The sequence below is a fragment of the Micromonospora sp. Utrum1 genome (genome assembly GCF_057197805.1).
In genome coordinates, this window is record NZ_CM170071.1 from 5,431,782 (window position 1) to 5,457,491 (window position 25,710).

The 25,710-nt window shown below is 72.1% G+C and carries 23 protein-coding genes; 7 read left to right on the forward strand and 16 right to left on the reverse strand.

Annotation, left to right across the window (positions count from 1 at the left end):
• Positions 1–6 precede the first annotated feature (6 nt).
• From AC0OLQ_RS25490 to AC0OLQ_RS25505, 4 genes are read left to right on the forward strand one after another with little or no spacing between them, the layout of a single operon-like run.
• Positions 7–981, forward strand: a complete 975-nt coding sequence (locus AC0OLQ_RS25490) for a carbohydrate ABC transporter permease (RefSeq protein ID WP_484528381.1) — start codon at positions 7–9, stop codon at positions 979–981.
• On the forward strand, positions 981–1,856 hold the full coding sequence (locus AC0OLQ_RS25495; protein WP_484528382.1) for a carbohydrate ABC transporter permease: 876 nt from the start codon (positions 981–983) through the stop codon (positions 1,854–1,856). The genes AC0OLQ_RS25490 and AC0OLQ_RS25495 overlap by 1 nt, the downstream gene beginning before the upstream one ends.
• Positions 1,853–4,075 carry an alpha-xylosidase gene (gene yicI, locus AC0OLQ_RS25500; RefSeq protein WP_484528383.1) on the forward strand — a complete coding sequence of 741 codons (2,223 nt, stop codon included), beginning with the start codon at positions 1,853–1,855 and terminating at the stop codon, positions 4,073–4,075. The genes AC0OLQ_RS25495 and yicI overlap by 4 nt, the downstream gene beginning before the upstream one ends.
• Entirely contained in the window at positions 4,072–5,475 is a 1,404-nt protein-coding gene (locus tag AC0OLQ_RS25505) for a GH1 family beta-glucosidase (RefSeq protein ID WP_484528384.1), read from the forward strand. Before yicI ends, AC0OLQ_RS25505 begins: the two co-directional genes overlap by 4 nt.
• Before the next feature lie 3 nt (positions 5,476–5,478).
• Here AC0OLQ_RS25505 and AC0OLQ_RS25510 read toward each other — a convergent pair whose 3' ends face one another.
• Positions 5,479–6,516 (reverse strand): phosphotransferase, encoded by a 1,038-nt coding sequence (locus AC0OLQ_RS25510; protein WP_484528385.1) that lies wholly within the window; start codon positions 6,514–6,516, stop codon positions 5,479–5,481.
• Positions 6,517–6,636: 120 nt separating this feature from the next.
• Between AC0OLQ_RS25510 and AC0OLQ_RS25515 the strand changes: the two genes are divergently transcribed.
• Positions 6,637–6,906, forward strand: coding sequence for a hypothetical protein (locus AC0OLQ_RS25515; RefSeq protein ID WP_484528386.1), 270 nt, complete (start codon positions 6,637–6,639; stop codon positions 6,904–6,906).
• On the opposite strand, the gene AC0OLQ_RS25520 is transcribed toward AC0OLQ_RS25515, so the two are convergent.
• From AC0OLQ_RS25520 to AC0OLQ_RS25560, 9 genes are all read right to left on the reverse strand, one after another.
• Positions 6,875–7,207 (reverse strand): TfoX/Sxy family protein, encoded by a 333-nt coding sequence (locus AC0OLQ_RS25520; RefSeq protein WP_484528387.1) that lies wholly within the window; start codon positions 7,205–7,207, stop codon positions 6,875–6,877. The genes AC0OLQ_RS25515 and AC0OLQ_RS25520 overlap by 32 nt on opposite strands.
• A 49-nt stretch (positions 7,208–7,256) precedes the next feature.
• Entirely contained in the window at positions 7,257–8,018 is a 762-nt protein-coding gene (locus AC0OLQ_RS25525) for a hypothetical protein (RefSeq protein WP_484528388.1), read from the reverse strand.
• A 57-nt stretch (positions 8,019–8,075) separates the two neighbouring features.
• The gene (locus tag AC0OLQ_RS25530; protein WP_484528389.1) at positions 8,076–8,669 is read right to left on the reverse strand and encodes a nucleotidyltransferase family protein; all 594 of its coding nucleotides are present in this window, start codon (positions 8,667–8,669) and stop codon (positions 8,076–8,078) included.
• 143 nt (positions 8,670–8,812) lie between these two features.
• Positions 8,813–10,486, reverse strand: a complete 1,674-nt coding sequence (locus AC0OLQ_RS25535) for a bifunctional 3'-5' exonuclease/DNA polymerase (RefSeq protein ID WP_484528390.1) — start codon at positions 10,484–10,486, stop codon at positions 8,813–8,815.
• A 64-nt stretch (positions 10,487–10,550) separates the two neighbouring features.
• Positions 10,551–11,507, reverse strand: coding sequence for a carbohydrate ABC transporter permease (locus AC0OLQ_RS25540; protein ID WP_484528391.1), 957 nt, complete (start codon positions 11,505–11,507; stop codon positions 10,551–10,553).
• Positions 11,508–11,520: 13 nt separating this feature from the next.
• On the reverse strand, positions 11,521–12,462 hold the full coding sequence (locus AC0OLQ_RS25545) for a carbohydrate ABC transporter permease (RefSeq protein ID WP_357340129.1): 942 nt from the start codon (positions 12,460–12,462) through the stop codon (positions 11,521–11,523).
• A 22-nt stretch (positions 12,463–12,484) separates the two neighbouring features.
• The gene (gene ngcE / locus AC0OLQ_RS25550) at positions 12,485–13,897 is read right to left on the reverse strand and encodes an N-acetylglucosamine/diacetylchitobiose ABC transporter substrate-binding protein (RefSeq protein WP_484528392.1); all 1,413 of its coding nucleotides are present in this window, start codon (positions 13,895–13,897) and stop codon (positions 12,485–12,487) included.
• Positions 13,898–13,921: 24 nt separating this feature from the next.
• Positions 13,922–14,671 (reverse strand): sugar isomerase domain-containing protein, encoded by a 750-nt coding sequence (locus AC0OLQ_RS25555; RefSeq protein ID WP_484528393.1) that lies wholly within the window; start codon positions 14,669–14,671, stop codon positions 13,922–13,924.
• Positions 14,668–15,630, reverse strand: a complete 963-nt coding sequence (locus AC0OLQ_RS25560) for a MurR/RpiR family transcriptional regulator (protein ID WP_357340135.1) — start codon at positions 15,628–15,630, stop codon at positions 14,668–14,670. Before AC0OLQ_RS25560 ends, AC0OLQ_RS25555 begins: the two co-directional genes overlap by 4 nt.
• A gap of 153 nt (positions 15,631–15,783) precedes the next feature.
• Here AC0OLQ_RS25560 and AC0OLQ_RS25565 point away from each other — a divergent pair, with 153 nt between their 5' ends.
• On the forward strand, positions 15,784–16,770 hold the full coding sequence (locus AC0OLQ_RS25565) for an N-acetylglucosamine kinase (RefSeq protein WP_484528394.1): 987 nt from the start codon (positions 15,784–15,786) through the stop codon (positions 16,768–16,770).
• A gap of 333 nt (positions 16,771–17,103) precedes the next feature.
• Here AC0OLQ_RS25565 and AC0OLQ_RS25570 read toward each other — a convergent pair whose 3' ends face one another.
• The 4 genes from AC0OLQ_RS25570 to ngcE (AC0OLQ_RS25585) all read right to left on the reverse strand — a co-directional run bounded on the left by AC0OLQ_RS25570 (position 17,104) and on the right by ngcE (AC0OLQ_RS25585) (position 21,096).
• Positions 17,104–17,703: a hypothetical protein gene (locus AC0OLQ_RS25570; RefSeq protein ID WP_484528395.1), complete on the reverse strand. Its 600-nt coding sequence runs from the start codon at positions 17,701–17,703 to the stop codon at positions 17,104–17,106.
• A 106-nt stretch (positions 17,704–17,809) separates the two neighbouring features.
• The gene (locus AC0OLQ_RS25575) at positions 17,810–18,715 is read right to left on the reverse strand and encodes a carbohydrate ABC transporter permease (RefSeq protein WP_484528396.1); all 906 of its coding nucleotides are present in this window, start codon (positions 18,713–18,715) and stop codon (positions 17,810–17,812) included.
• Positions 18,712–19,620 (reverse strand): carbohydrate ABC transporter permease, encoded by a 909-nt coding sequence (locus AC0OLQ_RS25580; RefSeq protein ID WP_484528397.1) that lies wholly within the window; start codon positions 19,618–19,620, stop codon positions 18,712–18,714. The genes AC0OLQ_RS25575 and AC0OLQ_RS25580 overlap by 4 nt, the downstream gene beginning before the upstream one ends.
• A 60-nt stretch (positions 19,621–19,680) precedes the next feature.
• Positions 19,681–21,096, reverse strand: a complete 1,416-nt coding sequence (gene ngcE / locus AC0OLQ_RS25585) for an N-acetylglucosamine/diacetylchitobiose ABC transporter substrate-binding protein (RefSeq protein WP_484528398.1) — start codon at positions 21,094–21,096, stop codon at positions 19,681–19,683.
• A 209-nt stretch (positions 21,097–21,305) separates the two neighbouring features.
• On the opposite strand from ngcE (AC0OLQ_RS25585), the gene AC0OLQ_RS25590 reads away from it, so the two are divergent.
• Positions 21,306–22,709 carry an acyltransferase family protein gene (locus AC0OLQ_RS25590; protein WP_484528399.1) on the forward strand — a complete coding sequence of 468 codons (1,404 nt, stop codon included), beginning with the start codon at positions 21,306–21,308 and terminating at the stop codon, positions 22,707–22,709.
• Here the strand turns inward: AC0OLQ_RS25590 and AC0OLQ_RS25595 are convergent.
• Complete coding sequence (locus AC0OLQ_RS25595) at positions 22,681–24,174, reverse strand: CoA-acylating methylmalonate-semialdehyde dehydrogenase (RefSeq protein WP_484528400.1); 1,494 nt, start codon at positions 24,172–24,174, stop codon at positions 22,681–22,683. The genes AC0OLQ_RS25590 and AC0OLQ_RS25595 overlap by 29 nt on opposite strands.
• A complete protein-coding gene (locus AC0OLQ_RS25600) occupies positions 24,171–25,478 on the reverse strand; it encodes an aspartate aminotransferase family protein (RefSeq protein ID WP_484528401.1) in 1,308 nt (435 codons plus the stop codon). The genes AC0OLQ_RS25595 and AC0OLQ_RS25600 overlap by 4 nt, the downstream gene beginning before the upstream one ends.
• Positions 25,479–25,710: the final 232 nt, after the last annotated feature.

Below are 25,710 nucleotides of genomic sequence, written 5' to 3' on the forward strand. Positions count from 1 at the left end.
CCTCCCATGGCAGTGCCCGACACCGTGGCCGCCCCCGAGCGCGCGACCACGCCACCCCCGCCGGCGGTGACCGCCCGGCGTCGCCGCCCCCGCCCCGACCGGGCGTACTGGCTCTACCTGCTCCCCGGCGCGGTGCTCTTCCTGCTGGTCATCGGCGGCCCGCTGGCCTACACCGGCTACCTCTCGCTGACCCGCTGGTCCGGGGTCGGCGACCCCACCTTCATCGGCCTGGAGAACTACCAGAACCTGCTGCACGACGACGTCTTCTGGGCCTCGTTCCGCAACACCTTGGCGATGATCGTCGCGATGGTCGTGCTGCCCACCCTGATCGGCCTGGTGCTCGCCGCGGTGCTCTTCGACGCCATCGGCCGCACGTTCCGGCCGCGCACCGCCGCCGCGCTGCGGGCCGCCTTCTACCTGCCGCAGGTGCTTCCGGTCGTGGTCGCCGGCATCGTCTGGGGCTGGATCCTGCGCCCGGACGGCGCGTTCAACGGGCTGCTCGACGCCGTCGGGCTCGGCGCGCTGCGGCACGACTGGCTCGGCGACCCGGACACCGCGCTGCCCGCGGTGATGGCGGTGATGATCTGGGTGCAGATCGGCTACCCGGTGGTCGTCTTCATGGCGGCGCTGGAACGGGTCGACCCGGAGCTCTACGAGGCCGCCGAGATGGACGGCGCCGGCTGGTTCCGCCGGTTCCGGGCGATCACCCTCCCGCAGATCCGGCCCGAGACGTTCGTGGTCGGGCTGACCTGCACCATCGCGGCCATGAAGGTGTTCGGGCCGATCTACGCGCTCACCCGGGGTGGGCCGGAGAACGCCACCAACGTCCCGTCCTACTTCGCCTACTACACCTTCTTCAAGAAGCTGCACGTCGGCTACGGCTCGGCGATCTCCATGGTGCTCACGCTGATCATCGTGGTGGTGAGCGTGCTCTTCATCCGGGCGCAGAACCGGGCCGAGCGACGGGACGGAGGACTCTGATGGCCGTCACGACCACCCCGGCCGGCCCGGCGCCACGGGTCCGGGACCGGCGCCACCGCGGCGCCGGCCGCTGGGCGGTTCTCGCCCTGGTCACCGTTGCGGCGCTGGCCATGCTGGTGCCGTTCGCGTTCATGCTGCTCAACGCCTTCAAGTCCCCCGGCGACTACTCGACGAACGGCCCGCTGAGCTGGCCGTCCGAGTTCTACACCAAGGGCCTGCGGACCTACTGGGAGCAGGTCGACTTCCCGGTGAAGCTGTGGAACTCGGTCCTCATCGCCGGCTCGGTCGCCGTGGCCGGCGTGCTGGTCTCCCTGCTGAACGCGTACGCGCTGGGCATCGGCCGGGTCCGCGGCCGGCTCTGGATCATCGGCCTCTTCCTGCTGGCCAACATGCTGCCGCAGGAGGCGCTGGTCTACCCGCTCTACCACTTCGCCAAGGAGGCCGGGCTCTACAACACCCGGCTCGCCGTGATCATCATCTTCACGGTCATCCAGAGCGCCTTCGGCACCTACCTGCTGGCCTCGGTGCTGAGCACCTTCCCGCGCCAACTGCTGGAGGCCGCGGCGCTGGACGGCGCCGGCAAGTGGCGGATCCTCTGGCGGGTGGTGCTGCCGAACCTACGGCCCACCCTCGCCGTGCTGCTGGTCTTCTTCTTCATCTGGACCTGGAACGAGTTCCTCATCCCGCTGGTCATGCTCATCGACAACCAGACGCAGACCGTCCCGGTCGCGCTCGCCTCGTTGCAGGGCGACCGGCTGATGGACGCCCCCACCACCAACGCCGGCGCGTTGCTCAGCCTGCTCCCGGCGATCCTGTTCTTCCTCATCTTCCAGCGCACCCTGGCGCGGGGCATCACGGCAGGAGCCGAGAAGTGAAGTTCACCGACGGGTACTGGCAACTGCGCCCCGGGGTCCGCGTGCTGCGGCCCGGCACGGTCGAGTCGGTGGAGCCGGACGAGCGCGGATTCACCGTCTTCGCCCCGACCGGCCGGATCACCGGACGCGGCGACACCCTCAACCGGCCGGTGGTCACCGTCCGGTTCTTCTCCCCGGCGCCCGGGGTGATCGGGGTGACCATCGGCCACCACACCGGCGGGCTGCCCCGGCAGCCCCGCTTCGCCCTCGCCGACTCCGCCGCGCACCCGGTGCACGTCGAGGTCACCGGGCTGCACGCCCTGCTGACCACCGGCGAACTGACCGTCCGGGTGGCCCTCACCGGCCGCTGGCGGGTCGACTTCCTGCGCGGCGACCGGCTGGTCACCTCGTCCACCGAGCGCAGCGTCGGCATCGTCACCGACGCCGACGGCGGCACGTACGTGCACGAGCGGCTCACGCTCGGCGTCGGCGAGACGATCCACGGCCTCGGCGAGCGGTTCGGGGCGTACGTCAAGAACGGCCAGACCGTCGACATCTGGAACGCCGACGGCGGCACCGCCAGCGAGCAGGCGTACAAGAACGTGCCGTTCTACCTGAGCAGCGCCGGGTACGGAGTCTTCGTCGACCACCCCGAGCACGTCTCCTTCGAGATCGGCTCGGAGGTGGTGTCGCAGACCCAGTTCAGCGTGGCGGGGCAGTCGCTCACCTACCACCTGATCGACGGCCCCACCCCCAAGGACGTGCTGCGCCGGTACACCGCGCTGACCGGCCGCCCGGCCCGGGTACCCGCCTGGTCGTACGGGCTCTGGCTGTCCACCTCGTTCACCACCTCGTACGACGAGAAGACGGTGAACGAGTTCATCGACGGGATGGCCGAGCGGGAGGTGCCGCTGTCGGTGTTCCACTTCGACTGCTTCTGGATGCGGCAGTTCCACTGGGTCGACTTCATCTGGGACCCGGCGACCTTCCCCGATCCGGAGGGCATGCTGCGCCGGCTGCACGAGCGCGGCCTGAAGGTCTGCGTCTGGATCAACCCGTACATCGCCCAGCGGTCGTACCTGTTCGAGGAGGGCCGGCAGGCCGGCTACCTGGTGCGCCGGCCCGACGGCTCGGTCTGGCAGTGGGACATGTGGCAGGCCGGCATGGCCCTGGTCGACTTCACCAACCCGGACGCGGCCGCCTGGTACGCCGGCAAGCTCAAGGTGCTGCTCGACATGGGCGTCGACTGCTTCAAGACCGACTTCGGCGAGCGGATCCCGACCGACGTGGTCTGGCACGACGGCGCCGACCCGCAGCGGATGCACAACTACTACTCCTACCTCTACAACAAGACCGTCTTCGAGCTGCTGGAGGCCGAACGCGGCGAGGGTGAGGCTGTCCTCTTCGCCCGGTCGGCCACCGCCGGCGGGCAGCAGTTCCCGGTGCACTGGGGCGGCGACTGCGAGTCCACCTTCGAGGCGATGGCCGAGTCGCTGCGCGGCGGGCTGTCGCTGGCCGCGTCGGGCTTCGGCTACTGGAGCCACGACATCGGCGGCTTCGAGGGCACCCCGGACGCCACGGTGTTCAAGCGGTGGATCGCCTTCGGGCTGCTCTCCTCGCACTCGCGCCTGCACGGCTCCGGCTCCTACCGGGTGCCGTGGGCGTTCGACGACGAGGCGGTGGACGTGCTGCGCCACTTCACCCGGCTCAAGCTGCGCCTGATGCCGTACCTGGCGGCCGCCGCCGAGGAGGCGCACCGGGAGGGCCTGCCGATCATGCGGCCGATGCTGCTGGAGTTCCCGGACGACCCGACCGCCGCGTACCTCGACCGGCAGTACATGCTCGGCCCGGACCTGCTGGTGGCGCCGGTGCTGAGCGCGGACGGCCAGGTGACCTACTACGTGCCGGCCGGCACCTGGACCCACCTGGTCACCGGCGAGCGGGTGAGCGGCCCGGGCTGGGTGACCGAGAAGCACGACCCGGACAGCGTGCCGGTGCTCGTCCGACCCGGTGCGGTGATCCCCACCGGCGCGCGCGACGACCGGCCCGACTACGCCTGGGCCGACGGCGTGCGGCTGCGGCTGTTCGCGCCGGTCGAGGGGCAGCGGACCCGGGTACGGGTGCCGGCGCCCGACGGCGGGCCGGGCGCCGAGTTCGAGGTGCGCTACCGGGACGGTACGGCCGACGCCGAGCTGGTGTCGGGGTCTTCGTCGGGATACGTGGTGGAGGTGACGGGATGAGCAGAGTCGAGTTTCCCGAGGGATTCGTCTGGGGTACGGCCACGGCGGCCTACCAGATCGAGGGGGCGGCGAAGGAGGACGGCCGGGGACCGTCCATCTGGGACACCTACAGCCACACGCCGGGGCTGACCCACAACGGGGACACCGGCGACGTGGCCGCCGACCATTACCACCGGTGGGCGGAGGACCTGCGCCACCTGGCCGAGCTCGGGGTCGGGGCGTACCGGTTCTCGATCTCCTGGCCCCGGGTGCAGCCGGGCGGCGCCGGCCGGCTCAACCCGGCCGGGGTGGACTTCTACTCGCGGCTGGTGGACCGGCTGCTCGACCTCGGCATCCAGCCGGTGGCCACGATGTACCACTGGGACCTGCCGCAGGAGGTCGAGGACGCGGGCGGCTGGCCGGCCCGGGACACGGCCCTGCGGTTCGCCGACTACGCCGCCGGGATCGTCGAGGCCCTCGGCGACCGGGTGCACACCTGGACCACGCTCAACGAGCCGTGGTGCTCGGCCTACCTCGGGTACGCCTCCGGCGTGCACGCCCCGGGCCGGACCGAGCCGGCCGCGGCGCTGGCCGCCGTGCACCACCTGAACCTGGCGCACGGCCTGGCCGGACGCCGGGTCCGCGAGCTGGCCCCGGCCGCCCGGCTCTCGGTCACGCTGAACCTGCACGTGATCCGGCCCGAGTCCGACTCGGCCGCCGACCACGACGCCGTACGCCGGATCGACGCGCTGGCCAACCGGGCGTTCCTCGGCCCGATGCTGACCGGGGCGTACCCGGCCGACCTGCTCGCCGACACCGCCGCGGTGACCGACTGGTCCTTCGTGCGCGACGGCGACGAGCGCACCGCCGCCGTGCCGCTGGACGTGCTGGGCGTCAACTACTACTCCAGCACGCTCGTCCGGGCCTGGGACGGGGCGTCGCCCCGGTCCGACGCCGACGGGCACGGTGCCTCGGCCCACACCCCGTGGGTGGGCGCCGGCGACGTCGACTTCCTGCCCCAGCCCGGTCCGCACACCGCGATGGGCTGGAACATCGACCCGGGCGGGATGACCGAGCTGCTGCTGCGCCTGCACCGGGAGTACCCGGACCAGCCGCTGATGATCACGGAGAACGGGGCGGCGTTCGAGGACGTGGTCTCGCCCGACGGCGCGGTGCACGACGACCGGCGGGTGGACTACCTGCGCCGGCACATCGGCGCGGTGGCGGACGCGATCGCGGCGGGCGCCGACGTCCGGGGCTACTTCGTCTGGTCGCTGCTGGACAACTTCGAGTGGGCGTACGGGTACGACCGCCGGTTCGGCATCATCCGGGTCGACTACGACACCCAGGCGCGCACCTGGAAGGACAGCGCGCACTGGTACCGCCGCCTGGCCACCACCAACCGGCTGCCGGACGCCTGACGGTCACCGGAGCTGCTCGTCCGCCCAGCGGGCGAGCAGCTCCAGCACCGGCCGGCGGCCGGCGAAGATCTCCCCCTCGTCCCGCCGGTCGTAGGTCTGGCCGGTGGCGCCGCCGGCCCGGTTCAGCATCACCGGCGCGAGCCAGAAGTACTTGGCCGCGCCGGTGAGCCGGACCGCACGGGCGGCCAGCGCGGGGTCCACCGCGCCGCGCAGCCCTTCCACGTATCCCGCCACCACCGCGTCCGCCACGTCGCTCAGCAGCGCGACGTCCACCAGGCCGTCGAAGAAGGTGTCCAGCACCAGGTTGGCCGCGTCCTCGCCGATCGGGCCGGGACCCACGAAGGACCAGTCCAGCAGCACCGGCGCGCCGTCGGTGAAGATCAGGTTTGCCGGCCACACGTCGTGGTGGCAGAGGGTCCGGGGCAGCCGGTCGGTGGCGGCCAGCATCGCGTGCCGCCGCTCCCAGAGCCGGCGGAGGTCCTCCCGCAGCGGGGCGGGCCAGGCGGTGACGGCGACCGGGTGGTCCCACGGCACCGGCTCGCTCACCGGACGGCTCAAGGTGTAGTCGCGCAGCCAATCCCGGGCCAGCCAGTCCTGGCGGGACGGCTCGCCGCCCCGGTCCAGCCAGGCGGCGTGCGCCGCGCCGAGCCGGCGGGCCAGTTCGGCGAAGTCGCCCACCGTGCCGGCGGTCCCCGGCCGGCCGTCCACCTCGGCCAGCCAGAGCGCGACCGTGCCGTCCGGCCGGTCCTCGACCGCCAGCACATCCGGTGCGGCCAGGCCCGCGCCGGCCCAGGCGCTGGTGGCCAACCCGCTGCGGTACGCCTCGACCTCGCGCCGCCAGTAGTTCCAGTGACCGGCGTCGGCGCTCGCCGCCCAGTGCGCCGGGCCGCTGCCGCCCGGCGGCGTGATCAGCTTGAGCACCGCCGGCCGTCCGTCCCGACGGGTCCGCCAGATGCCGCCGGTCACCCCGTTGAGCGGGTTGTGGGTCAACGGCTGCGCGGGCACCTCGGCGGGGACCAGATCGAGCGGAGGTCGGGTCATCGCGCGCAGCCTACCGGCCGGGACGGCCACCGACCGGACCGTACGCGCTCCAGGGCCATCGGCGCGAAGACGTCCCGGCGACGCCGGGTCTCGTCACGGGCCCATTCCCGCCCGAAGCGGGTGGCCACCGCCGAGACCGCGGTACGCACGGGCCGGCTGCTGCGCTGCCCGGTCGTCCTGCCGCGCGGGCTGGCGCACGTCTACGCCGGCCCGGACGAAGAGGTCTCGGCGGCGCCGGTGCCGGGCCGCTTCACCCTCTTCCTGGTCACCCGGCGGCCGGCCCCCTCCGCACTGGCGGCGATCGTGGGCGAGCTGGCCGACCGGCTCGGTCTCGAGCCGCCGTCCAGTGGTCGCCGCCCTACTTCGCCGGCAGGGTCCCGGCGTAGCTGACGCCGCGATCGACCCAACGGGCCAGATCGGCATCACCCGCGCAGGCCGAGGGATCCACCGTGATCCATCCCCGCATCGGCCGCCCCCGCATCACCGTCGCCTGCGCACCGGGCTCCGCCTCCAGCCGCTCGGACTCCGCCGGGTCGACGCGGACCATGAGCCCGCCGGCACCGCGGACGACCACCGCCATGTTGCCCTGCACCATCATCGCCAGGCCGCCGAACATGCGCCGCTCGGCGAACCCGGGCTCGCCCCCGACCAGTTCCCGGACCCGGTCCGCGAGGTCCTCGTCATACGCCATACCGGCATCCTGGCACCCAGGAACATCCCGGGACGCCCCGGCGGACGGATCAGGACGGCCTGGGCAGGTCGGCGCAGAGCTTCTCCGGGAAGGCCGGCTCCACGGTGCGGGCACGTCCGCAGCCGGCCTCCGTCGAACTGGCGATCGTGGCCCAGCCGCGCTGGCCGGCCCAGCGCAGGAAATAGCGGCGCACGTTGACCGTCGGTTCGCAGCCCGGCCTCGCCTCGGCGCCGCACGGCACCGGATCGAACGGCACCGTCATGACCAGCCACGTGCCGTCGCAGCCCTCGGGCGAGCCGACGGAGTGCCGGGACACGTCCATGCCCCGGACGGCGACGCTGATCCAGGCGGGGTCACAGTGGTTTGCCGGCATCGGGTCACAACCGAACGTCGGATCGCAGCGGCGGTAATCTCCACCGTCGACCTTCCACGGCTCGCCGTTGAGCACGACGACGCGGCCGGCAATCGGGCCCGGCGCGGACAGCCTCACCTCGCCGGGTGTGTGGGTGGGGCAGGCCCCGACCACCCCCGACAGGCGGGAGTCCTGCACCACGTTGGCGAAGATGCGGTTGTTCTCCTCGACGAAGTAGGTGACTCGCGGATTGCGGGAGCATCCGTCGGCGTCAGCGAGCAGCGCCACGGTCAGCACGAGCGAGCGTGGGTCGTCGCTGAGGCGTACCGCGGTGACGTCGGCCTGGTAGGTGGCCCAGCGGGTGTCCTCGGCGGAGTCGCCCGGCGTGGGCGTCTCGCCCGGCCTGGCGCAGCTCACGAGCGCGGCCAGGCACAGCAGGGCGGTGGCGAGTCGACGCATGGGAATGAGTATGGGCGCTCTGCCGCCCGCCACATCCGTACGGATACTCAGTCCGCCTCAGACACCGACCCGCTGCTCGGGGATGCTCAGGCCGTAGAGGGCCATCAGTTCCGGGCTGTCGATCCGGCTGCCGTCGGCCACCGAGTCGCAGGCGATGTCGACGATCTGGTCCTTGTGCGCCAGCAGGTAGGGCCGGGCGCCGACGTCGGCGCTGGCCAGGGTGGCGATGCCGGACCAGTGCCGCCGACCGAAGAGCATCGGGTAGCCGCGCAGCCCGTCGTAGGTGGCGCAGACCAGCACGTCGGGGTACGGCAGGGCGGCGACCCGGCGGACCGCCGCGGCGGTGAGCCCGGGCATGTCCACCGGCACCACGACCACCGCCTCGATGGTCTCGTCGGTCAGCGCGGCCAGCCCGGCCCGGATCGAGGAGCCGACCCCGGTCCCCCAGGCCCGGTTGACCACCACGGTGGCCGCGGTCAGGTCGGTCGTCTGCCGCACCTGGTCCGCCGCCGCGCCCAGCACGACCACGACCTCCACGCAGCCCGCCCCGGCCAGCGTGTCGATCATCTGGCTCACCAGGGGCTTCTTCCCCTGGTGCAGCAGCGCCTCGGGCCCGCCGATCCGGCGGCCCCCACCAGCGGCGATGATCATTCCTGCGATCCGGTTCAGCGGTGCCCCCTCGACCTGGGGGACGGACCGTAGGCAGCCGCGCCCGGTCCGTCCCGTCGTACGCACACCGGGCCCAACGAGCGCGCCCGGGAGCGGGTAGCGGGGCAAAACGGAAAATTGACCGACTATGCCGCGTCGGCGTAGCAGTCCACCACGGACAGGTCGAGCGGGAAGCGGACCGGCGTCTCGCCGAAGAGCAGCCGGGTGGCCCGATCCCCGGCCTCGGTGACGGCGGCGACGACCGCCTCCGCCGCCTCGGCCGGGCAGTGCACAATCACCTCGTCGTGCTGGAAGAAGACCAGCTCGGCCCGGGTGCCGGCCAGCTCGGTGCGGAGCGTGGCCAGCAGCGTGGAGGCCCACTCCGCGGCGGTGGCCTGGATGACGAAGTTGCGGGTGAACCGCCCGCGCGAGCGGGCCGCCCGGGCGCGCGGGCTCTGCGGATCCGCCCCGGCGTCCGCCGCCGCCTCGTCGCCCTCGTCGAAGCCGGCCGACCCCGGCGGGCAGGTGCGCCCCAGCCACGACCGGACCAGCCCACCCGCCTCGCCGGTGCGGGCGGCCGCCTCGACGTGGCCGAACGCGGTCGGGTAGTTCTTCCTGAGCACCGCCAGGGCCGGCACCGCGGCGCCGCCGGTCTGCCCGTACATGGCGCCGAGCAGGGCCACCTTGGCCCGGGCCCGGTCACCGGCGAAGGCGTCCCGGGCCAGCGCCGCATAGAGGTCACCGGCGCCCCCGGCGGCCGCCAGTCGCTCGTCGCCGGAGACCGCGGCGAGCACCCGCGGCTCGAGCTGGCCCGCGTCGGCCACCACGAAGGTCCAGCCCGAGTCGGCCACCACGGCCCGCCGAATCACCTTCGGAATCTGCAACGCCCCGCCGCCCCGGGTGGCCCACCGGCCGGAGACCACGCCGCCCGGCACGTACTCCGGGTGGAAGCGGCCGCCGGAGACCCAGGCGTCCCGCCAGGCCCAGCCGTGCGCCGTCCAGATCCGGTAGAGCTCCTTGTATTCCAGGACCAGCGGCACCGCCGGATGCTCCACCCCGCGCAGCACCCAGGCCCGGGTGTTCGGCACCTCCACGCCGGCCCGGGCGAACGCCTTCAGCAGCTCGGCCGGAGAGTCGGCGTGCACCTGGCGGACGCCGAACGCCTCGGCGATCCGGGCGGCCAGCTCGGCCAGCCGGCGGGGCGGCCCGCCGACCGGGGACGCCTCGCCGAGCAGGTCGGCCAGGATCGCGTCGTGCACGTCGGCGCGCCAGGGCAGCCCGGCCGCGCCCATCTCGGCGGCGATCAGCGCGCCCGCCGACTCGGCGGCCACCAGCAACCGGAACCGGCCGGGGTGCCCGGTCCGCGCGATCCGGGCGAGCTGGTCCGCGTACACCCGGGTCAACGCCGCGACGCCCGGGCCGGGCGGGCCGGACGGCGCGTCGAAGAGCGCGCCCTGGCCGTGGCCGGGCGGCTCCGGCGGGCGGGGCGCCGGGTCCGGCGGGACCGGCGCCCCGGTGAGCCGGGCCCAGGCCGCGGCGAGCGAGCGCGGCTCGCCCCAGCGGCCGGCGTGCCCGAGCAGCAGCGCCTCGGTCAGCTCGACGTCGTGGCACCGGTCGAGCCGGACGCCGGCGCGCAGCAGCGCCGGGTAGAGGGTGGCGCCGGTGGCCCAGACCCAGCGGGGCCGGTCGGCGGCCTCCCGCGCGGCCACCGCGGCGGCCAGATCGGCCACCGGCTCGGCCGGGCCGGTGGGGCGGCCGGCCGGGTCGAGCGGTTGCAGCACTCCGCCGCCCCGCTCGTCGGACTCCACCGCCACCAGCACGGACGCGATTCTGCCCGGCCCCTCCGACAGACGTGGGAGGGACCGGGCAGCGGGGTTGCGGGGGTTACTTGCCGACGCCGGCGGTGAGGCCCGACTGCACCTGGCGCTGGAACACGATGTACACGATCAGCACCGGCAGCATGGCCATGGTGACCCCGGCGAAGAGGCCGGACCAGTCGGACTTGTAGCCCTGGTTGACCGAGAGCTCGATCAACCCCTGGGCGATCACCTGGTGCTTCGGCTCGCCGGCGACCGACTGCATGAGCAGGGTCGGCAGGTACCACTGGTTCCACTGGCCGAGCACGTTGAAGATGCCGATGCTGATCAGGCCGGGCTTGGCCATCGGCAGCATCACGCTGAAGAACGTCCTGGTGTGCGAGGCGCCGTCGACCTGGGCCGCCTCGGCGATCGTGTCGGGCAGCGTCCGGAAGAACGAGTGCATGAAGAAGACGGTGAACGACAGCGACCAGGCCACATAGACCAGAATCAGCGTGACGTGCTTGTTCGGGCCGAGCAGCGGAAACACCACGTTCATGTTGTAGACGCCCTTGAACAGTGGCACCGCGGCGAGGTAGACCGGCAGGGTCAGCCCCGACAGGAACATCCAGTAGATCAGCCGGTTGCCCCGGAACTCGTAGCGGGCCAGCGCGTACGCCGCCATCGAGCCCAGCAGCATCGTCAGGGTCACGCTGAAGACCAGCACGAGCAGCGTGTTCAGGAAGAAGCTGTCGATCCCGGCCGTCCACGCCCGGGCGAAGTTGTCCCACTGCAGCGACTCGGGGATCAGCGAGAGCGGCTCGCGGATCACCTCGGAGTCGGTCTTGAGTGCGGACATCACCACCCAGAGCAGCGGGTAGACCACCATGATCGCCCACACGGCCAGGAACAGGTGTGAGAAGCCGTTGAATATCCGGCCGCCGATGCTGCCGGCGGTGGATCCCGCCCGTCGGCCCCCTGCGGGACCGGTCGGCGGCGCCGCGTCGGGTCGCCTCTGGTCGGAGGTGTGGGTCACCGTGCTCATCGTCCAGGCCTCCTCAGAACTCGATCCGCTCACGGCGGGTAATCCTCAGCTGGAGGGCGGCCAGCAGGATGGTGAAGATGGCCAGCGCCACGGCGATCGCGCAGGCGTAGCCGAACTGGCCCTTCTGGAACGCGTTGAACTGGATCACTGAGGCGAAGATCTCGCTGGCGTGGTTCGGGCCGCCCTGGCTCGGCGTCATGACGAAGACCAGGGCGTACATGTCCAGGGCGATGAAGCCCAGGTAGACCCACGCGACCGAGATGGTGTCCCGGAGCAGCGGCAGGGTGACCCGGAAGAAGGTGTGGAACCGGCCCGCCCCGTCGAGGATCGCCGCCTCGTAGATGTCCTTCGGGATCGACTGCATGGCCGCGGAGAAGAGCACCATGTAGAAACCGGCGCCGCTCCAGACCGCGATCAGCAGCAGCCACCACAGCACCGCCGGGACGCCGAGGAACGGCTCCGGGTCGGCCGTGAAGGCGATCGGGTTCTCCGCGTCGATCAGCCCGATCTTGATGAGCAGGCCGTTGATCAGGCCTTGCTGGTCGGTCCGGTAGATCTGCTGCCACATGACGGCGATGACCACCAGCGACAGCACCTGCGGGAAGAAGAAGATGACCTTGTAGAGGGCGGAGCCGAACACCCCGCGGATGCCGGCCCTGTCCTCGCGTCCGCCCACGTTGAGCAGGAACGCGAGGAACAGGGCCAGCGCGATGGTGAACAGCGGCACGGTGACCAGGAAGAAAACGTTGTGCCAGAACGCCTTCCGGATCAGCTCGTCGGAGAGCAGCCGGACGTAGTTGTCCAGCCCGACGAAGTTCTGGGAATCCGAATACCCGCCCCAGTCGGTCAGCGAGTATCCCGCCGCCTGCGCGAACGGCCACACCACGTAGAACAGGTACAGCGCGACGGGCAGGGCCAGGAAGCCCGTGACGAAACGCGCGACTCCGTGCCGCATTGGACTCACTCTCTCCGTCTGATCAGGCGGTGCGGGTCTGCTTCTTGATCGACGAGTCCTTGGCGACCTTGTCGGCGGCCGCCTGCATCTTGTCGACGAACTGCTGCGCGGTGAGCCGGCCGGCCATCAGCTCCTCGGAGAGGTTCTGGCTCTCCTTGTCCAGGTCGGCGTAGAAGTCCTGGAACTTGACCGAGATCAGCTCGGTGCCGCCGTTCTTCATCAGGTTGTTGGCGCTGGCGAGCGCGGTGTCCTGCACGTTGTCGCCGGAGCCCTTGGTGGAGGCCAGCGACTTGGTCAGCTCGGCGAACTTGGCCGAGCCCGCCTTGGACAGCATCGCCCGCAGGAACTCCTTCGCGGCCTCCTTGTTCGGGGCCTTGCTCGGCACGACGAAGCCCTCACCGGACGCGGCGAACACGTCCTTCGGTGCCTTGTCGTCGGCGTTGTGCCAGTAGTCGGACAGGGTCAGCTCGAAGCCCGGCGGGATGGTGGCGGCCATCTCGTTCTTCAGCCACGTGCCGACCTGGATGAACGCCGCCTTGCCGTCGAGCCAGGCCTGCTGCGACTGGGTGTGGTCGAGCTTGCCCGGCAGCAGCAGCCGGTCCTTGACCAGCTTCTCCCACGGCTCCAGCGCCTTGAGCACGCCGTCGGCCTTCCAGGCGTTCTCCTTCAGGTTGTCGATGTCGACGACGACCTGCTTGCCGGCGGTCTTCCAGATGCTGGCCATGAGCGCCCAGCGCGGGTAGTAGCCGTGCGCGGCGTCGTGCACGTACGGCGCCATGCCCTTGGCCTTGATCTTCGGGGCCAGGGCGAAGAACTCGTCCCAGGTGGTCGGTGCCTGCCAGCCCTCCTTCTTGAACAGCGCCGCGTTGTACCAGTTGCCCCACACCGTGTAGGCCACGTTCACGACGTAGAACTTGCCGTTCTGGGTGCCGTCGCCGACCGTGCCCGGCAGCAGCGAGTCCGCCACGGTGCCCTCGCCGTCCCAGGCGGGCGCGGTGAGCAGGTCGTCGAGCGGCTCGATGGCGCCCTCGTTGATCAGCGTGCTGCGGTCCATCATGTCGGCGCCCGAGTTCATGACCAGGTCACTCGGCTGCGTCGCCATCTTCGGCTGCTCTTCGGTCTTGATCTTCTGGGTCGAAGACATGTTGACCGTGACGTTCGGGTGCTTGGCGTTGAAGATGACCTTGTCTTCCTTGGCCCACTGGTCGCCCAGACCGCCGTTGAAGACGACCACCTTGACGGCGCTGCCGTCCTTGACGCCGAACGGGTTGTCCTTGCTCTTGGCCGCGCCGCCGGTGTCGGACTTCTCCGGCTCGCTGCCGGCGCAGGCGCTGAGCAGGCCCATCGCCGGGGCGGCGAGGAGGCCGGCCGCGGCGGCCCGCTGAAGCAGGGTCCGGCGGCTGAGGTCGCCGAGGTTCTCGGGGGTAACCGACATCTTTGTCTCTCCTTGTGTGACGGGTCAGGCGGTCCGCCGGAGGCGCCCGGCGTACCGCGACTCGAGGGCGAGGTTGTGCTCGTCCCCACCGGGGACGTTGGCGGAGAGGTAGATAGGGGGTACCTCACCGGCCTGGTGGAACCGTCGCACGACCTCGGCGGTCAGCAGCTGCGCCAGCAGCGCCGCGGTGACCGACGAGACCGCACAGACCGCGCCGCCGCCCTCGAGCGGCAGCAGTGCGTCGCCGTACGGCGCGCCATTGTCCAGCACGACGTCGGCGAGGTCGGCGAGCCGCTGACCGGACGGGTGCCGCGGGGCGACCCGAGCAGTGTGCTCGACCGAGGTGACCGCGATCAACGGGTGGCCGTGCTCCCGGACCAGCGCCGCCAGCTCGACCACCGAGCCGTTGATGCCGGACTGCGAGGCGACCACGAACACATCCTCCGGCTGCGGCGCCGCCAGGGCGTAGAGCTGGTGCGCCACGGCCGGGTCGCGTTCCAGCTTGGGGTCGGCGAGCACGTCGCGGGGCGCGTCGCCGTGCAGCACGAGGTCGTGCAGGGAGAGTCGGTTGGTCGGGACCAGGCCGCCGGCCCGGGCCACCAGCTCGGCGGCGAACGCCTCGGAGTGGCCGGCGCCGAACGCCTGGAGCACACCGCCGGCGCGCAGCCCGCGGGCGATCACGTCGGCCGCCCGGTCGACCGCCTCCGCCTGGGTGTCGACCAGCCGGTCGAGCACCGGGCGGACGGCGTCCGCGTAGCGCTGGGCACTGATCATGAGGTGGCCCCCTTCTCGGCCTTGTGCCCGTCGACGGCCTGGGCGGTACGCCGGAAGGCCGCGTGGGCGCGGTCGTGGGTGCGCTGCGCCACCGCGATGTAGAGCAGGTCGAGCACCACGAGTTGGGGGTGCCGCGCGGAGAGCGCGTCGGGCCGGAAGGTGGTGGCCTGGCTGGCGGTGACCAGCACGATGTCGGCCAGCTCGGCCAGCGGCGAGCGGGGGAAGCCGGTCAGCGCGACGGTGGTGGCTCCCCGACTGCCGGCCTCGGCGAGCATCTCGATGGTCTCCCGGGTCTGCCCGGTGTGCGAGATGCCGAGCGCGACGTCGCCGACGCCGAGCAGCGCGGCGCTGGCCAGCCCCTCGTGCACGTCGCTCCAGGCCCAGGCGGCCACCCCGATGCGGTGCAGGCTGAACTGCATCTCCTCGCCGACCAGGGCGCTGCCGCTGGCGCCGAAGATGTTCACCCGGCTGGCCCCGGCGATGGCCACCGCCGCCCGCTCCACCTCGCGGAGGTCGAGCAGCGCGGCGGTGTCGTGCATGGCCCGGGTGTCGGCGGCCATGATCTGGTCGAGCACCCGGGACAGCGGGTCGCTGGGCTGGATCTCCCGGCCGATGTCGACAGTCCAGCCCGCCGAGCGGGCCCGGCCCGTCTCCGCGGCGATGCCGAGCCGCAGGTCGGCGTAGCCCTCGAAGCCCATGGCCCGGCAGAACCGGGTGATGGTCGCCGGCGAGGTGCCACTCCGCTCGGCCAGCTCGACGATGGTGGCCCGGGCCGCCGCCTCCGGGTCGCTGAGCACGTGCTCGGCGACCCGGCGCAACGCCCCCGTCAGCTCCCCCGCCCCGGCCCGGACCCTGGCCAGCACGCCGTCGGAGGAGACGATCACCGCACCCCGCCGGTCGACCGCGTCGGCGTCGACCACCGCGGTCCCCGCGGGGGTGTCCACCTCGTGATCAACCATGGGATGCCTTTCGGAAAAGAGTGTTAACTGTTAGTGGTAAAAGTTCTTACTGAAGGCCCCTCTGTGTCAAGAGCGTGGGCGAAGTTTTCAAACTGTTACCTGGCGCACAGCCCGGATCTTGCGCCCGGAAGCCCGGCCGACCAGCATGAAGGGATGTCGGACACCGTCGTGGTCGGCCTCGACGTCGGGGGTACGTCCACCCGCGCCGCCGCCCTCAGCCTCGACGGGTCACGCCTCGGCACCGGACGCGCCGGCGGGGGCAACCCGACCAGCCACGGCGCCGAGCGGGCCGCCGCCGAACTCCTCGCCGCGCTGCGCGCCGCGCTCACCGACGTCGACCCGACCCGGGTCCGCGCCGGCGTCATCGGGCTGGCCGGGGCCGGCCGGCTCCTCGCCGACCCGCAGGGCCGGGCCGCCTTCGACCGGGCCTGGGCCGACGCCGGCCTGAGCTGCCCGTACGCCGTGCACGGCGACGCCCTGGTCGCCTACGCCTCCGGCACGGCGGCCCCGGACGGCACCGTGCTCGTCGCCGGCACCGGCGCGATCGCCGCCCAGGTACGCGACCTGCGCCTCGACCGCACCGCCGACGGGCACGGCTGGCTGCTCGGCGACGCCGGCTCCGGGTTCTGGCTGGGCCGGGAGGCGGTCCGCCGGCTGCTCACCGACCTCGACCGGGCCGACCCGCCGGGCGACCTGGCCCGCCAGGTGCTCGCCGACCTGACCGGCACCACCGAGGTGGCCACCCGCGCCCGGGCGACCGCCGAGGCGGTGGTGCAGGCGGTGACCCGGCGACCCCCGGTCGAACTGGCCCGGCTCGCGCCGCTGGTCGTCGCGGCGGCCCGCAGCGGCGAGCAGACCGGCGTGGCCCTGGTCGCCGAGGCGGCCGCGCTGCTGGCCGAGAGCGTCTCCCGGATCCGGCCCGCCGGCGCGACCGACCCGGTGGTGCTCGGCGGCGGCCTGCTCACCGGGGACACCCCGCTCGCCGCCGCGGTCCGCGCCGAACTGGCCCGCCGGTGGCCGGACGCCCCGCTGCACAGCGCCGGTAACGGGGCGGCCGCGGCCGCCTGGCTGGCCGCCCGCGACCTGCCCGAGGTCACCGACCCGGCGGCACTGCACGCCCTCCTGGTCCCCCCGGCCTGACCCGCACCACCGCCGCGCCAGCTTGCCCGGCCCCTGGAACTCGACGACGTTTCGCAGTGCCGCAGGCTTGTCCACCCGGCCACGCTGGCTCCGGATCTTGGAGAGTTGTTGTTCACCACGAACGGTAAGTCGCCAAGACTGTACGGCGGGCGGAGGAAGGAACCGGTGCGGGCGACCGCGGCGCGAAAGCTCGAATCGGTGGTCAAAATCGGTCACCCCCCCGCGAGCCGACTCCGCCAGCTTGCCGACGTGGCGCCCTGGGGCGGGGGCCGAGACGAAAGCAGCGGGCCGGTCGACAGCGCGTCGACCGGCCCGCTTCGCGGGGTGCGAGGCTCAGGCGTTCGGGTAGCCCGGGTGCCCCTGGGGCTGGCCGTACTGACCCTGCTGCTGGCCGTACTGACCCTGGGGCTGGCCGTACTGGCCCTGCTGCTGGCCGTACTGGCCCTGCGGAGCCTGCTGGCCGTACTGGCCCTGCGGGGCCTGCTGGCCGTACGGCGCCTGCGGGTGGCCGGGCTGGCCCGGCTGCTGCGGGGCCTGGCCGTAGTGCCCCTGCGGCGCCTGGCCGTACGGGTCGGGCTGGCCCTGCGGGGCCGGCCAACCCTGGGCCGGCTGGCCCGGGGCGGACGGGGCGAACTGGCCGGGCTGGGGCGCGCCGGCGAACTGGTGCGCCGCGGCCTGCTCGCGGGCCTCCTTGCGGGCCTTCACCGCGCGCACGATCAGCAGGATCGGCAGGATGAAGGCGTAGAAGAAGATCGTGTACCTACTGCCCACGGGAGCGAGGAACATCAGGTAGAAGCCGTAGCCGAAGAAGCCGAGGCCCACGACGACGTTCAAGATCCGAGAGCCGGTGCCCTGCTCCTTGATGGCGATGCCGATGGCGACCATCGCGATGCCGCCGAGAATCAGCAGGAGCTCGTAGACAAGTTCAAACATGTGATTCCTGTCAATCGGTGAAGGTGCCGGCCCACGATAGAGGGGCCTTCAGCGGTCCCGCTGCCCCGTTGCCTGTGGCAACCACCACCTCACCGCAGCCGGCACCTCACTTGAGCTGACCGGCGGTGAGGCCCGCCTGGATCTGCCGCTGGAAGCTCACGTAGACCACCAGCACCGGCAGCACCGCGATGGTCAGGCCGGCGAAGAGCTGGGCGTAGTCGCCGGCATAGCCCTGGTTGACGGCGAGCGCGTTGAGCCCCTGGGCGAGCATCCACTTCGACTCATCGCCCTGCATGAGCACCTGCGGCAGCAGGAACTGGTTCCAGTGGCTGAGGAAGTTGAAGATCCCGACGCTGATCAGTCCCGGACGCGCCATCGGCAGCATCACCCGGAAGAAGAGTCGGAAGTGGCCGCAGCCGTCGATCAGGGCGGCCTCGGCGATCGCGGTCGGCAGGGTGCGGAAGAACGCGGTCAGGAAGAACACCGTGAACGGCAGCGAGTAGGCGGTGTAGACCAGGATCAGGCCGGTCCAGGTGCCGAAGAGGCCGGCGTTGCGGACCACGAAGAAGAGCGGCACCAGGGCGAGGAAGACCGGGAACATCATCCCGCCGACGAACAGGTAGTAGACCACCTGGCGGCCACGGAACTCGTAGCGCGCGAAGACGTACGCGGCGGTGGCGCCGAGGAGCATGGTCAGGGTCAGCGAGCCGGCCACCACCACGGCGCTGTTGAGGAAGTAGCGACCGATGTGCGCCTTGGTCCAGGCCCGCGCCCAGTTGTCCAGGTGCAGCGCCCCGGGCAGCCCCCACGGGTCGGTCAGGATGTCGCTGTTGCTCTTCAGCGAGCTGAGCACCATCCAGGCCAGCGGCAACACGGTCATGGCCGCCCAGAGCAGCAGGAAGCCGTGCGAGAAGACGTTCGCCACGCCCAGTTCCCGGCGCGGCGGCCGGCCGGTCGTCGGCTCGGCGAGCGCCGCCGGGGCCGGCCGGGTGCCGGAGTCCACACTGGTCATGAGTACTCGATCCGATCGCGCCGGGCGGCCCGCAGCGCCAGCACCGCCACCGACAGGGTCAGGAAGAACATCACCACGCCGATCGCGGAGGCGTAGCCGAACTTGGTCTCGCTGCCGAACGCGGTGTCGTACATCCGCATGCCGATCACGTCGGTGGAGAAGTTCGGGCCGCCGTTGGTCATGAGCTGGACCAGGATGAACCCGTCCAGCGCGGCGATGGCCAGGTAGATCCAGGCCACCTGGACGGTGTCCCAGAGCAGCGGGATGGTGATCTTGCGGAGCATCACCGCCCGGGACGCCCCGTCGAGCATCACGGCCTCGTAGATGTCGCGCGGGATGGCCTGCATGGCCGCCCCGAAGAGCACCACGTAGAAGCCGACGTTGCTCCACACCATCACGGCCAGCACGCACCAGAAGGCGAACCGCGGGTCGCCCAGCCAGGCCGGGGTGGGCAGGCCGAGCGCGTGCAACGCGCCGTTGAGCAGGCCGCTGCGCGGGTTGTAGATCTCCTTCCAGAGCAGCGCGATGATCACCACCGAGAGCACCTGCGGGAAGAAGTAGACCAGCTGGTAGATCGCGGCGCCCCGGACGCCGGTCACACCGGCCCGGCCCTTGCGGCCGCCCATGGTGAGCATGGTGGCGAAGAACAGGCCGAGCGCGATGGTCAGCACCGGCACCACGAGGAGCAGGACCGCGTTGTTCGTCAACGCGTTCCAGACGTAGCCGTCGTGCAGCATGGTGCGGAAGTTCGCCATGCCCACCGGGTCGGCCTGCGCGGAGTAGCCCAGCCAGTTGGTGGTCGAGATCTGAAAGGCCTGAAGGTACGGCGAGAGCACGAAGACGCCGTACAGCACCAGCGGCGGCAGCAGGAAGCTGACGATCAGCGGGTATCTGCCATGTCGCACCTGGCGACCCCTCCCTGGTTCGACCGGTGGGGGTGGGCGGACCCACCCCCACCGGGCACGTCACGCGGCCCGCTTGTACTTCTTGATCGAGCTGTCCTGGGCGATCGAGTCGGCGCCCTTCTGGCACTGGTCGAGGAAGTCGGCCGGCCCGATCCGGCCGCTGAAGAACTCGCCGCAGGCGGCGTCGACCAGGTTGCGCTCGAGCTTGCGGTAGTAGTTGTTGTAGACCCAGTTGAAGCCGTTGGACCCGGACGCGTCCAGCGCCTTGACCACGGTGCTCAGCCCGAACGGCAGCTCGACGCCCTCGGTCGTGCCGGCCACCACGGTGAGGCTGGCGACCTTCTTGGTGAAGTCCTGGGCGCCCTTCTTGGACAGCATGGTCCGGAAGTACTCCAGCCCGCCGGCCACGTTCTTGGCCTTGGCCGGGACGATGAACGGCTCGCCCGCGGTGCCCCGGATCGCCTCGAACGGCAGCTTGTCGCCGCTGCCCAGGCTCGGGGTCGGCGCCACGGTCATGTTGAAGCCGGCCGGGGTGACGTCCTTCTGCTCGCTCTCCAGCCAGGAGCCGCAGGAGATGAAGGCGGCCTTGCCCTGACACCAGGCGGTCTGCGACTGCTTGTGGTCCAGGCCGGGCGAGCCCTCCAGGATGTACTTGTCCTTGACGATCTGGTGCCAGGCGTCCGCGGCGGCCTTCATGGCGTCGGACTTCCAGGCGTTGGGCTCCAGGTTGTCGATGGCCAGCGCCACCGACGGCCCGCCGAGCTTGATCGCGGTGGAGATCAGCGGCCAGCTCATGTAGCGCGGGTGCAGGCCGGCGTACGTCCAGGGGGCGATGCCGGCGGCCTTGATCTGCTTGCAGAGCGCGATGTGCTCGTCCCAGGTCTTGGCGTACTGCCAGCCGCGATCGGCGAAGAGCTTGGTGGAGTGCCAGATGCCGTACACCGTGTAGGTGTAGTTCATCACCAGGAACTTGCCGTCGTAGGAGCCGACCTCGACGGCGCCGGGGAGCAGGGTGTCCTTGACCGTCTTGCCGGGGATGTCGAGGCTGGGCGCGGCGAGCAGGTCACCGAGGTCGGCCAGGGCGTTCTGGGAGACCAGGCCGTTGGGATCGATCTGCCCGGCGCCGGAGTTGTTCACCACGTCCGGCGGGGTGCCGTCGACGAAGCGCGGCTGGAGCGTCTTGCTGATCTCCTGGGTGGCCGAGTGGTTGATCTTCGCCTTCGGGTACTTCTCCTTGTACATGGCCTCGTGGGCCTTGGCGTACTCCTCGCCGAAGCCGCCGTTGAAGATCACCACCTCGAGCGGGGCGTCCTCCTTGACACCGAGCGGGTTCTGCTCGCTCTTGGTGCCCTTGTAGGCGCTGGAGTCGCCCTTGTCGTCGCCACCGGAGGTGGCGCAGCCGGCGAGCAGGCCGGCGGCGGGGGTGGCCAGGAGGCCGGTGGCGGCGGTCCGCCGGAGGATTTCACGCCTGTTCATCGCATCTCCTCGGTTCGGGTACGCACGGCCCGCCGGGTCTGGGGGAACGGCGGCCGCGGCGTCGAGGCTCTGGGGGTGTCAGCTGTTGCTTGTCTTCAATTCAGTTGATGTTGCTGAAGAATTTCTACGGCAGCGCGGCCCGGACCACAAGACCTCACGACCGAACCGTTATCCGTACCAGTTGGCGGCGGCTGGCATAGCCTGAGCCCATGCGCCGCCTCCGGCAGCTCGCCGAGCGCACGCCGGCCGGCCGGGAGCGCTACGTCGACCTGCTGCGAGCGCTCGCCATCACCATGGTCGTGCTCGGCCACTGGGGCGTCACCGTCATCGACTACGACCGGGCCGGCCGCCCCGCCGGCCATTCCGCCCTCGGCGACCTGCCCTGGGCCTGGCCGCTGACCTGGGTGGCCCAGGTGATACCGGTGTTCTTCCTGGTCGGCGGCTACGCCAACGCCGCCTCGCTGACCGCCCGCCGCGACCGGGGCGGCACCGCCACCGGCTGGCTGATCGACCGCAGCGCCCGGCTGGTCCGGCCGACCACCGCGCTGCTGGTGGTGCTGGCGGCCGGCGCCGCGGTGGCCACGCTGCGCGGCGCTGGCCCGGCCGAGGTCCGCACGGTGGTCTGGTTCGCGACCATCCCGCTCTGGTTCCTGGTGGCCTACCTGGTGGTGGTGCCGCTGAGCCCGCCGATGTACGCGCTGCACCGCCGCTTCGGGCTGGCCGTGCCGCTGGTGCTGGTCGCCCTCGTCGCGCTCGGCGACCTGGGACGGATCTTCGGCCCGGCGGGCCTGGCGACCGGCAACTACCTGTTCGGCTGGCTGGCCGTACATCAACTCGGCTTCGCCTGGTACGACACCCGCGCCCCGGCCGGGCGCCCCGACGACCCGACGGCCGGGCCGGTCGACGCCAGGCCGCGCGGCCTGCGCCGGCGCCGGCTGCCGCTGTCCCGCCGGGCGGGGGCGGCCCTGCTCGCCGGCGGGCTGGTCGCGCTGGTGCTCCTGACGGTGGTCGGGCCGTACCCGGTGGCGATGCTCAACGTGCCCGGCGAGCGGCTGGACAACGCGGCCCCGCCGAGCCTGGCGCTGCTCGCCGCGGCGGCCGCCCAGCTCGGCCTGATCCTGCTGCTGCGCGAGCCGGCGCAGCGCCGGCTCCGGCGCTCCCGGCCGTGGCAGGCGGTGATCGCGGTGAACGCCGTGGTGCTCACCGTGTTCCTCTGGCATTTGACCGCGGCGGTGCTGCTCACCGGGCTGCTGGACGCGCTGGGCGTGCTGCCCACTCCCCCGGTCGGCTCGGCGGCCTGGTGGGGCTGGCGGATCCCCTGGCTGCTCGCCCTCACCGTGGTGCTGGCCGCGTTGGTCGCCGTCTTCGGCCCGATCGAGGCCCGCACCCGCCGCCTGCCCGCGACCGGCCCGGCCGGCGAGGGCGCCCGCCGGCTCCGCACCGCGCTGGCCGTCCTCGGGTACGCCGGGCTCGTCGCCGGGCTGCTGCTGAACAGCCTCACCCGCAAGGCCGCGCCCGAGCCCCTGGGACTGCCCGCCCCGGCGCTGGTGGCGTACCTGGCCGGGGCGGGGGTGCTGCGGCTGCTCAGGTCTGGGTGGGGAAGCCGAGGTTGACCCCGCCGTGGCGCGGGTCCAGCCAGCGGCTGGTGACCACCTTGCCCCGGGTGAAGAAGGCGACCCCGTCGGCACCGTGCGCGTGCAGGTCACCGAAGAGGGAGGCCTTCCAGCCGCCGAACGAGTAGTAGGCCATCGGCACGGGAATCGGCACGTTGACGCCGATCATGCCGACCTCCACCTCGTGCTGGTAGCGCCGGGCGGCCCCGCCGTCGTTGGTGAAGATCGCCGTGCCGTTGCCGTACGGGTTGGCGTTGACCAGCTCGACCGCCTCGTCGTACGAGCCGACCCGGACCACGCTGAGCACCGGGCCGAAGATCTCGTCGGTGTAGATCGACATCTCCGGGGTGACGTGGTCGAAGAGGGTCGGGCCGAGCCAGAACCCGTCGGCGTCCCCGTCCGGGGTCACCTCGCGCCCGTCCACCACCGGCACCGCGCCGGCCGCGATGCCCGACTCCACGTAGGAGCGGACCCGCTCGGCGTGCGCGGCGGTGACCAGCGGGCCCATGTCGCAGCCCCGCCGGCCGTCCCCGGTGCGCAGCCGGCCCATCCGCTCGGCGATCCGGGCGACCAGGGCGTCGGCCACCGGCTCCACGGCGACCAGCGCGGAGATCGCCATGCACCGCTCCCCCGCCGAGCCGAAGCCGGCGTTGACCGCCGCGTCGGCGGCCAGGTCCAGGTCGGCGTCCGGGAGCACCACCATGTGGTTCTTCGCCCCGCCCAGCGCCTGCACCCGCTTGCCGGCCAGCGAGCCGCGCTGGTGCACGTAGCGGGCCACCGGGGTGGAGCCGACGAACGACACCGCCTTCACACCGGGGTGGTCGAGCAGCGCGTCGACCGCCTCCTTGTCGCCGTTGACCACGTTCAGCACGCCGTCCGGCAGCCCGGCCTCGGTGAACCACTCGGCCAGCAGCAGCGCCGCGCTCGGGTCCTTCTCGCTGGGCTTGAGCACCACGGCGTTGCCGCAGGCGATCGCCACCGGGACGAACCAGAGCGGCACCATCACCGGGAAGTTGAACGGGGAGATCACCGCCACCACGCCCAGCGGCTGCCGCAGGCTGTACGAGTCGACCTCGGTGGAAACGTTCTCGCTGAAGCCGCCGCGCAGCGCCGAGGGGATGCCGCAGGCGTACTCGATCACCTCCAGGCCGCGCTGCACCTCGCCGGCGGCGTCCGCGAGGACCTTGCCGTGCTCGGCCGTGATCACCTCGGCGAGCCGGTCGCGGCGGGCGTTGACCAGCTCGCGGAAGGCGAACATGACCGCGGTCCGCTTGGCCAGCGAGGCGTCCCGCCAGGACCCGGCGGCCCGCTCGGCCGCCTCGACGGCGCCCGCCACGTCGGCGGCGGAGGCCAGCGCCACCTGCCCGGTACGCCGTCCGGTGGCCGGGTCGAAGACGTCCCCGCGCCGCTCGGAGTCCCCGCTGACCCGCTTCCCGTCGACGAAGTGCCCGATGGTGGTGGTCATGCGGTCACCTCCGCGGCGACGGAGGAACGGATGGCCTCGACCAGGATGGCCAGGCCCTCGCGGGCCTCGTCCTCGGTCAGGGTCAGCGGTGGGCCCATCCGCACCACGTTGCCGTGCAGGCCGCCCTTGCCGACCAGCAGGCCGCCCTCGCGGCAGGCCTCGAAGACCCGGGTGGTGAGCGCCGGGTCCGGCTCGGTGGTGCCCGGGCGGACGAACTCGACGCCGAGCATGAGGCCCTTGCCGCGGACCTCGGCGACGCGGTCGAGACCGCCGGTGGCGGCCCGCAGGCCGTCGCCGAGGATCGCGCCGACCCGCGCCGCGTTGGCCTGGAGGTCGTGGTCGAGCAGGTAGTCGAGGACGGCGTTGCCGGCCGCCGTGGAGACCGGGTTGCCGCCGAAGGTGGAGAAGCTGATCGCCGGCACCGCCTCCAGCACGTCGGCCCGGCCGACCACGCCGGCCAGGGCGAAGCCGTTGCCGATGCCCTTGGCGAAGGTGAGCAGGTCGGGGGTGACCCCGTGCGCCTGGTAGCCCCAGAAGTGCTCGCCGGTGCGGCCCCAGCCGGTCTGCACCTCGTCGGAGACGAGCAGGATGCCGTGCTCGTCGAGCACCTTCTTCCAGCCGGCGAAGAGCCCGTCCGGGCCGTGCACGAAGCCGCCGACGCCCTGGATCGGCTCGGCGATCAGGCAGGCCACGTCGCCGGCGGTCTGGGTGGCGAGCACCTCGCGCAGGTCCTCCACCGCCGCGTCGATCCGGTCGTCCTCGTCGAGCCGGGCCAGCAGGCCGCGCAGCCGCTCACCCGAGTGCAGCCAGGCCACCTGGAGCGGGTTGAGCGCGCTGGCCGACCAGCCCCGGTTGCCGGTGACGCCCATGGCCGCGTACGACCGGCCGTGGTAGCTGTTGCGCACGGCGAGGATCTGGTGCGAGCGGCGGTAGTTGGTGGCGACCAGCAGGGCCGCCTCGTTGGCCTCGGTGCCAGAGTTGGTGAAGAAGACCCGGGCGTCGGGGATGCCGGAGACCCGGGCGATCTTCTCGGCCAGCTCGACCTGCTGCCGGATCAGATAGAGCGTCGAGCTGTGCACGATGCCGGTGCGCAGTTGCCGCTCGACCGCCTCCCGGATCTCCGGGATGTCGTAGCCGATCATGTTGGTCAGCACGCCGCCGAAGAAGTCCAGGTAGCTGCGTCCGGCCGCGTCGGTCACCCGGCGGCCGGAGCCCGAGACCAGCTCGAGCGGTTCGGCGTAGTAGAGCGGCATCCAGGACGGGAGCACGGCCCGGTGCCGGGCCAGCAAATCGTCGGAGGTCATCGGCGCACCCTTCAGCGGCGGTTGGTCTCCGCACGCTCTCACCACCTGAAGGCAGGGACAACTGTCACTGTGTAGCGCAGCGGGGCCGCCCACCTGACACCGCGTCAACCGACCCACTGCGGTTTCCGGAGCGCAATCCGAGCGGCACCCAGCATTTCGCTGGTCAGCGGCCTGCACGACCACCCGATCCGCAGTAGTGGAGCCGAGTGTCTACCCTGGGCCCGTCGCCGGC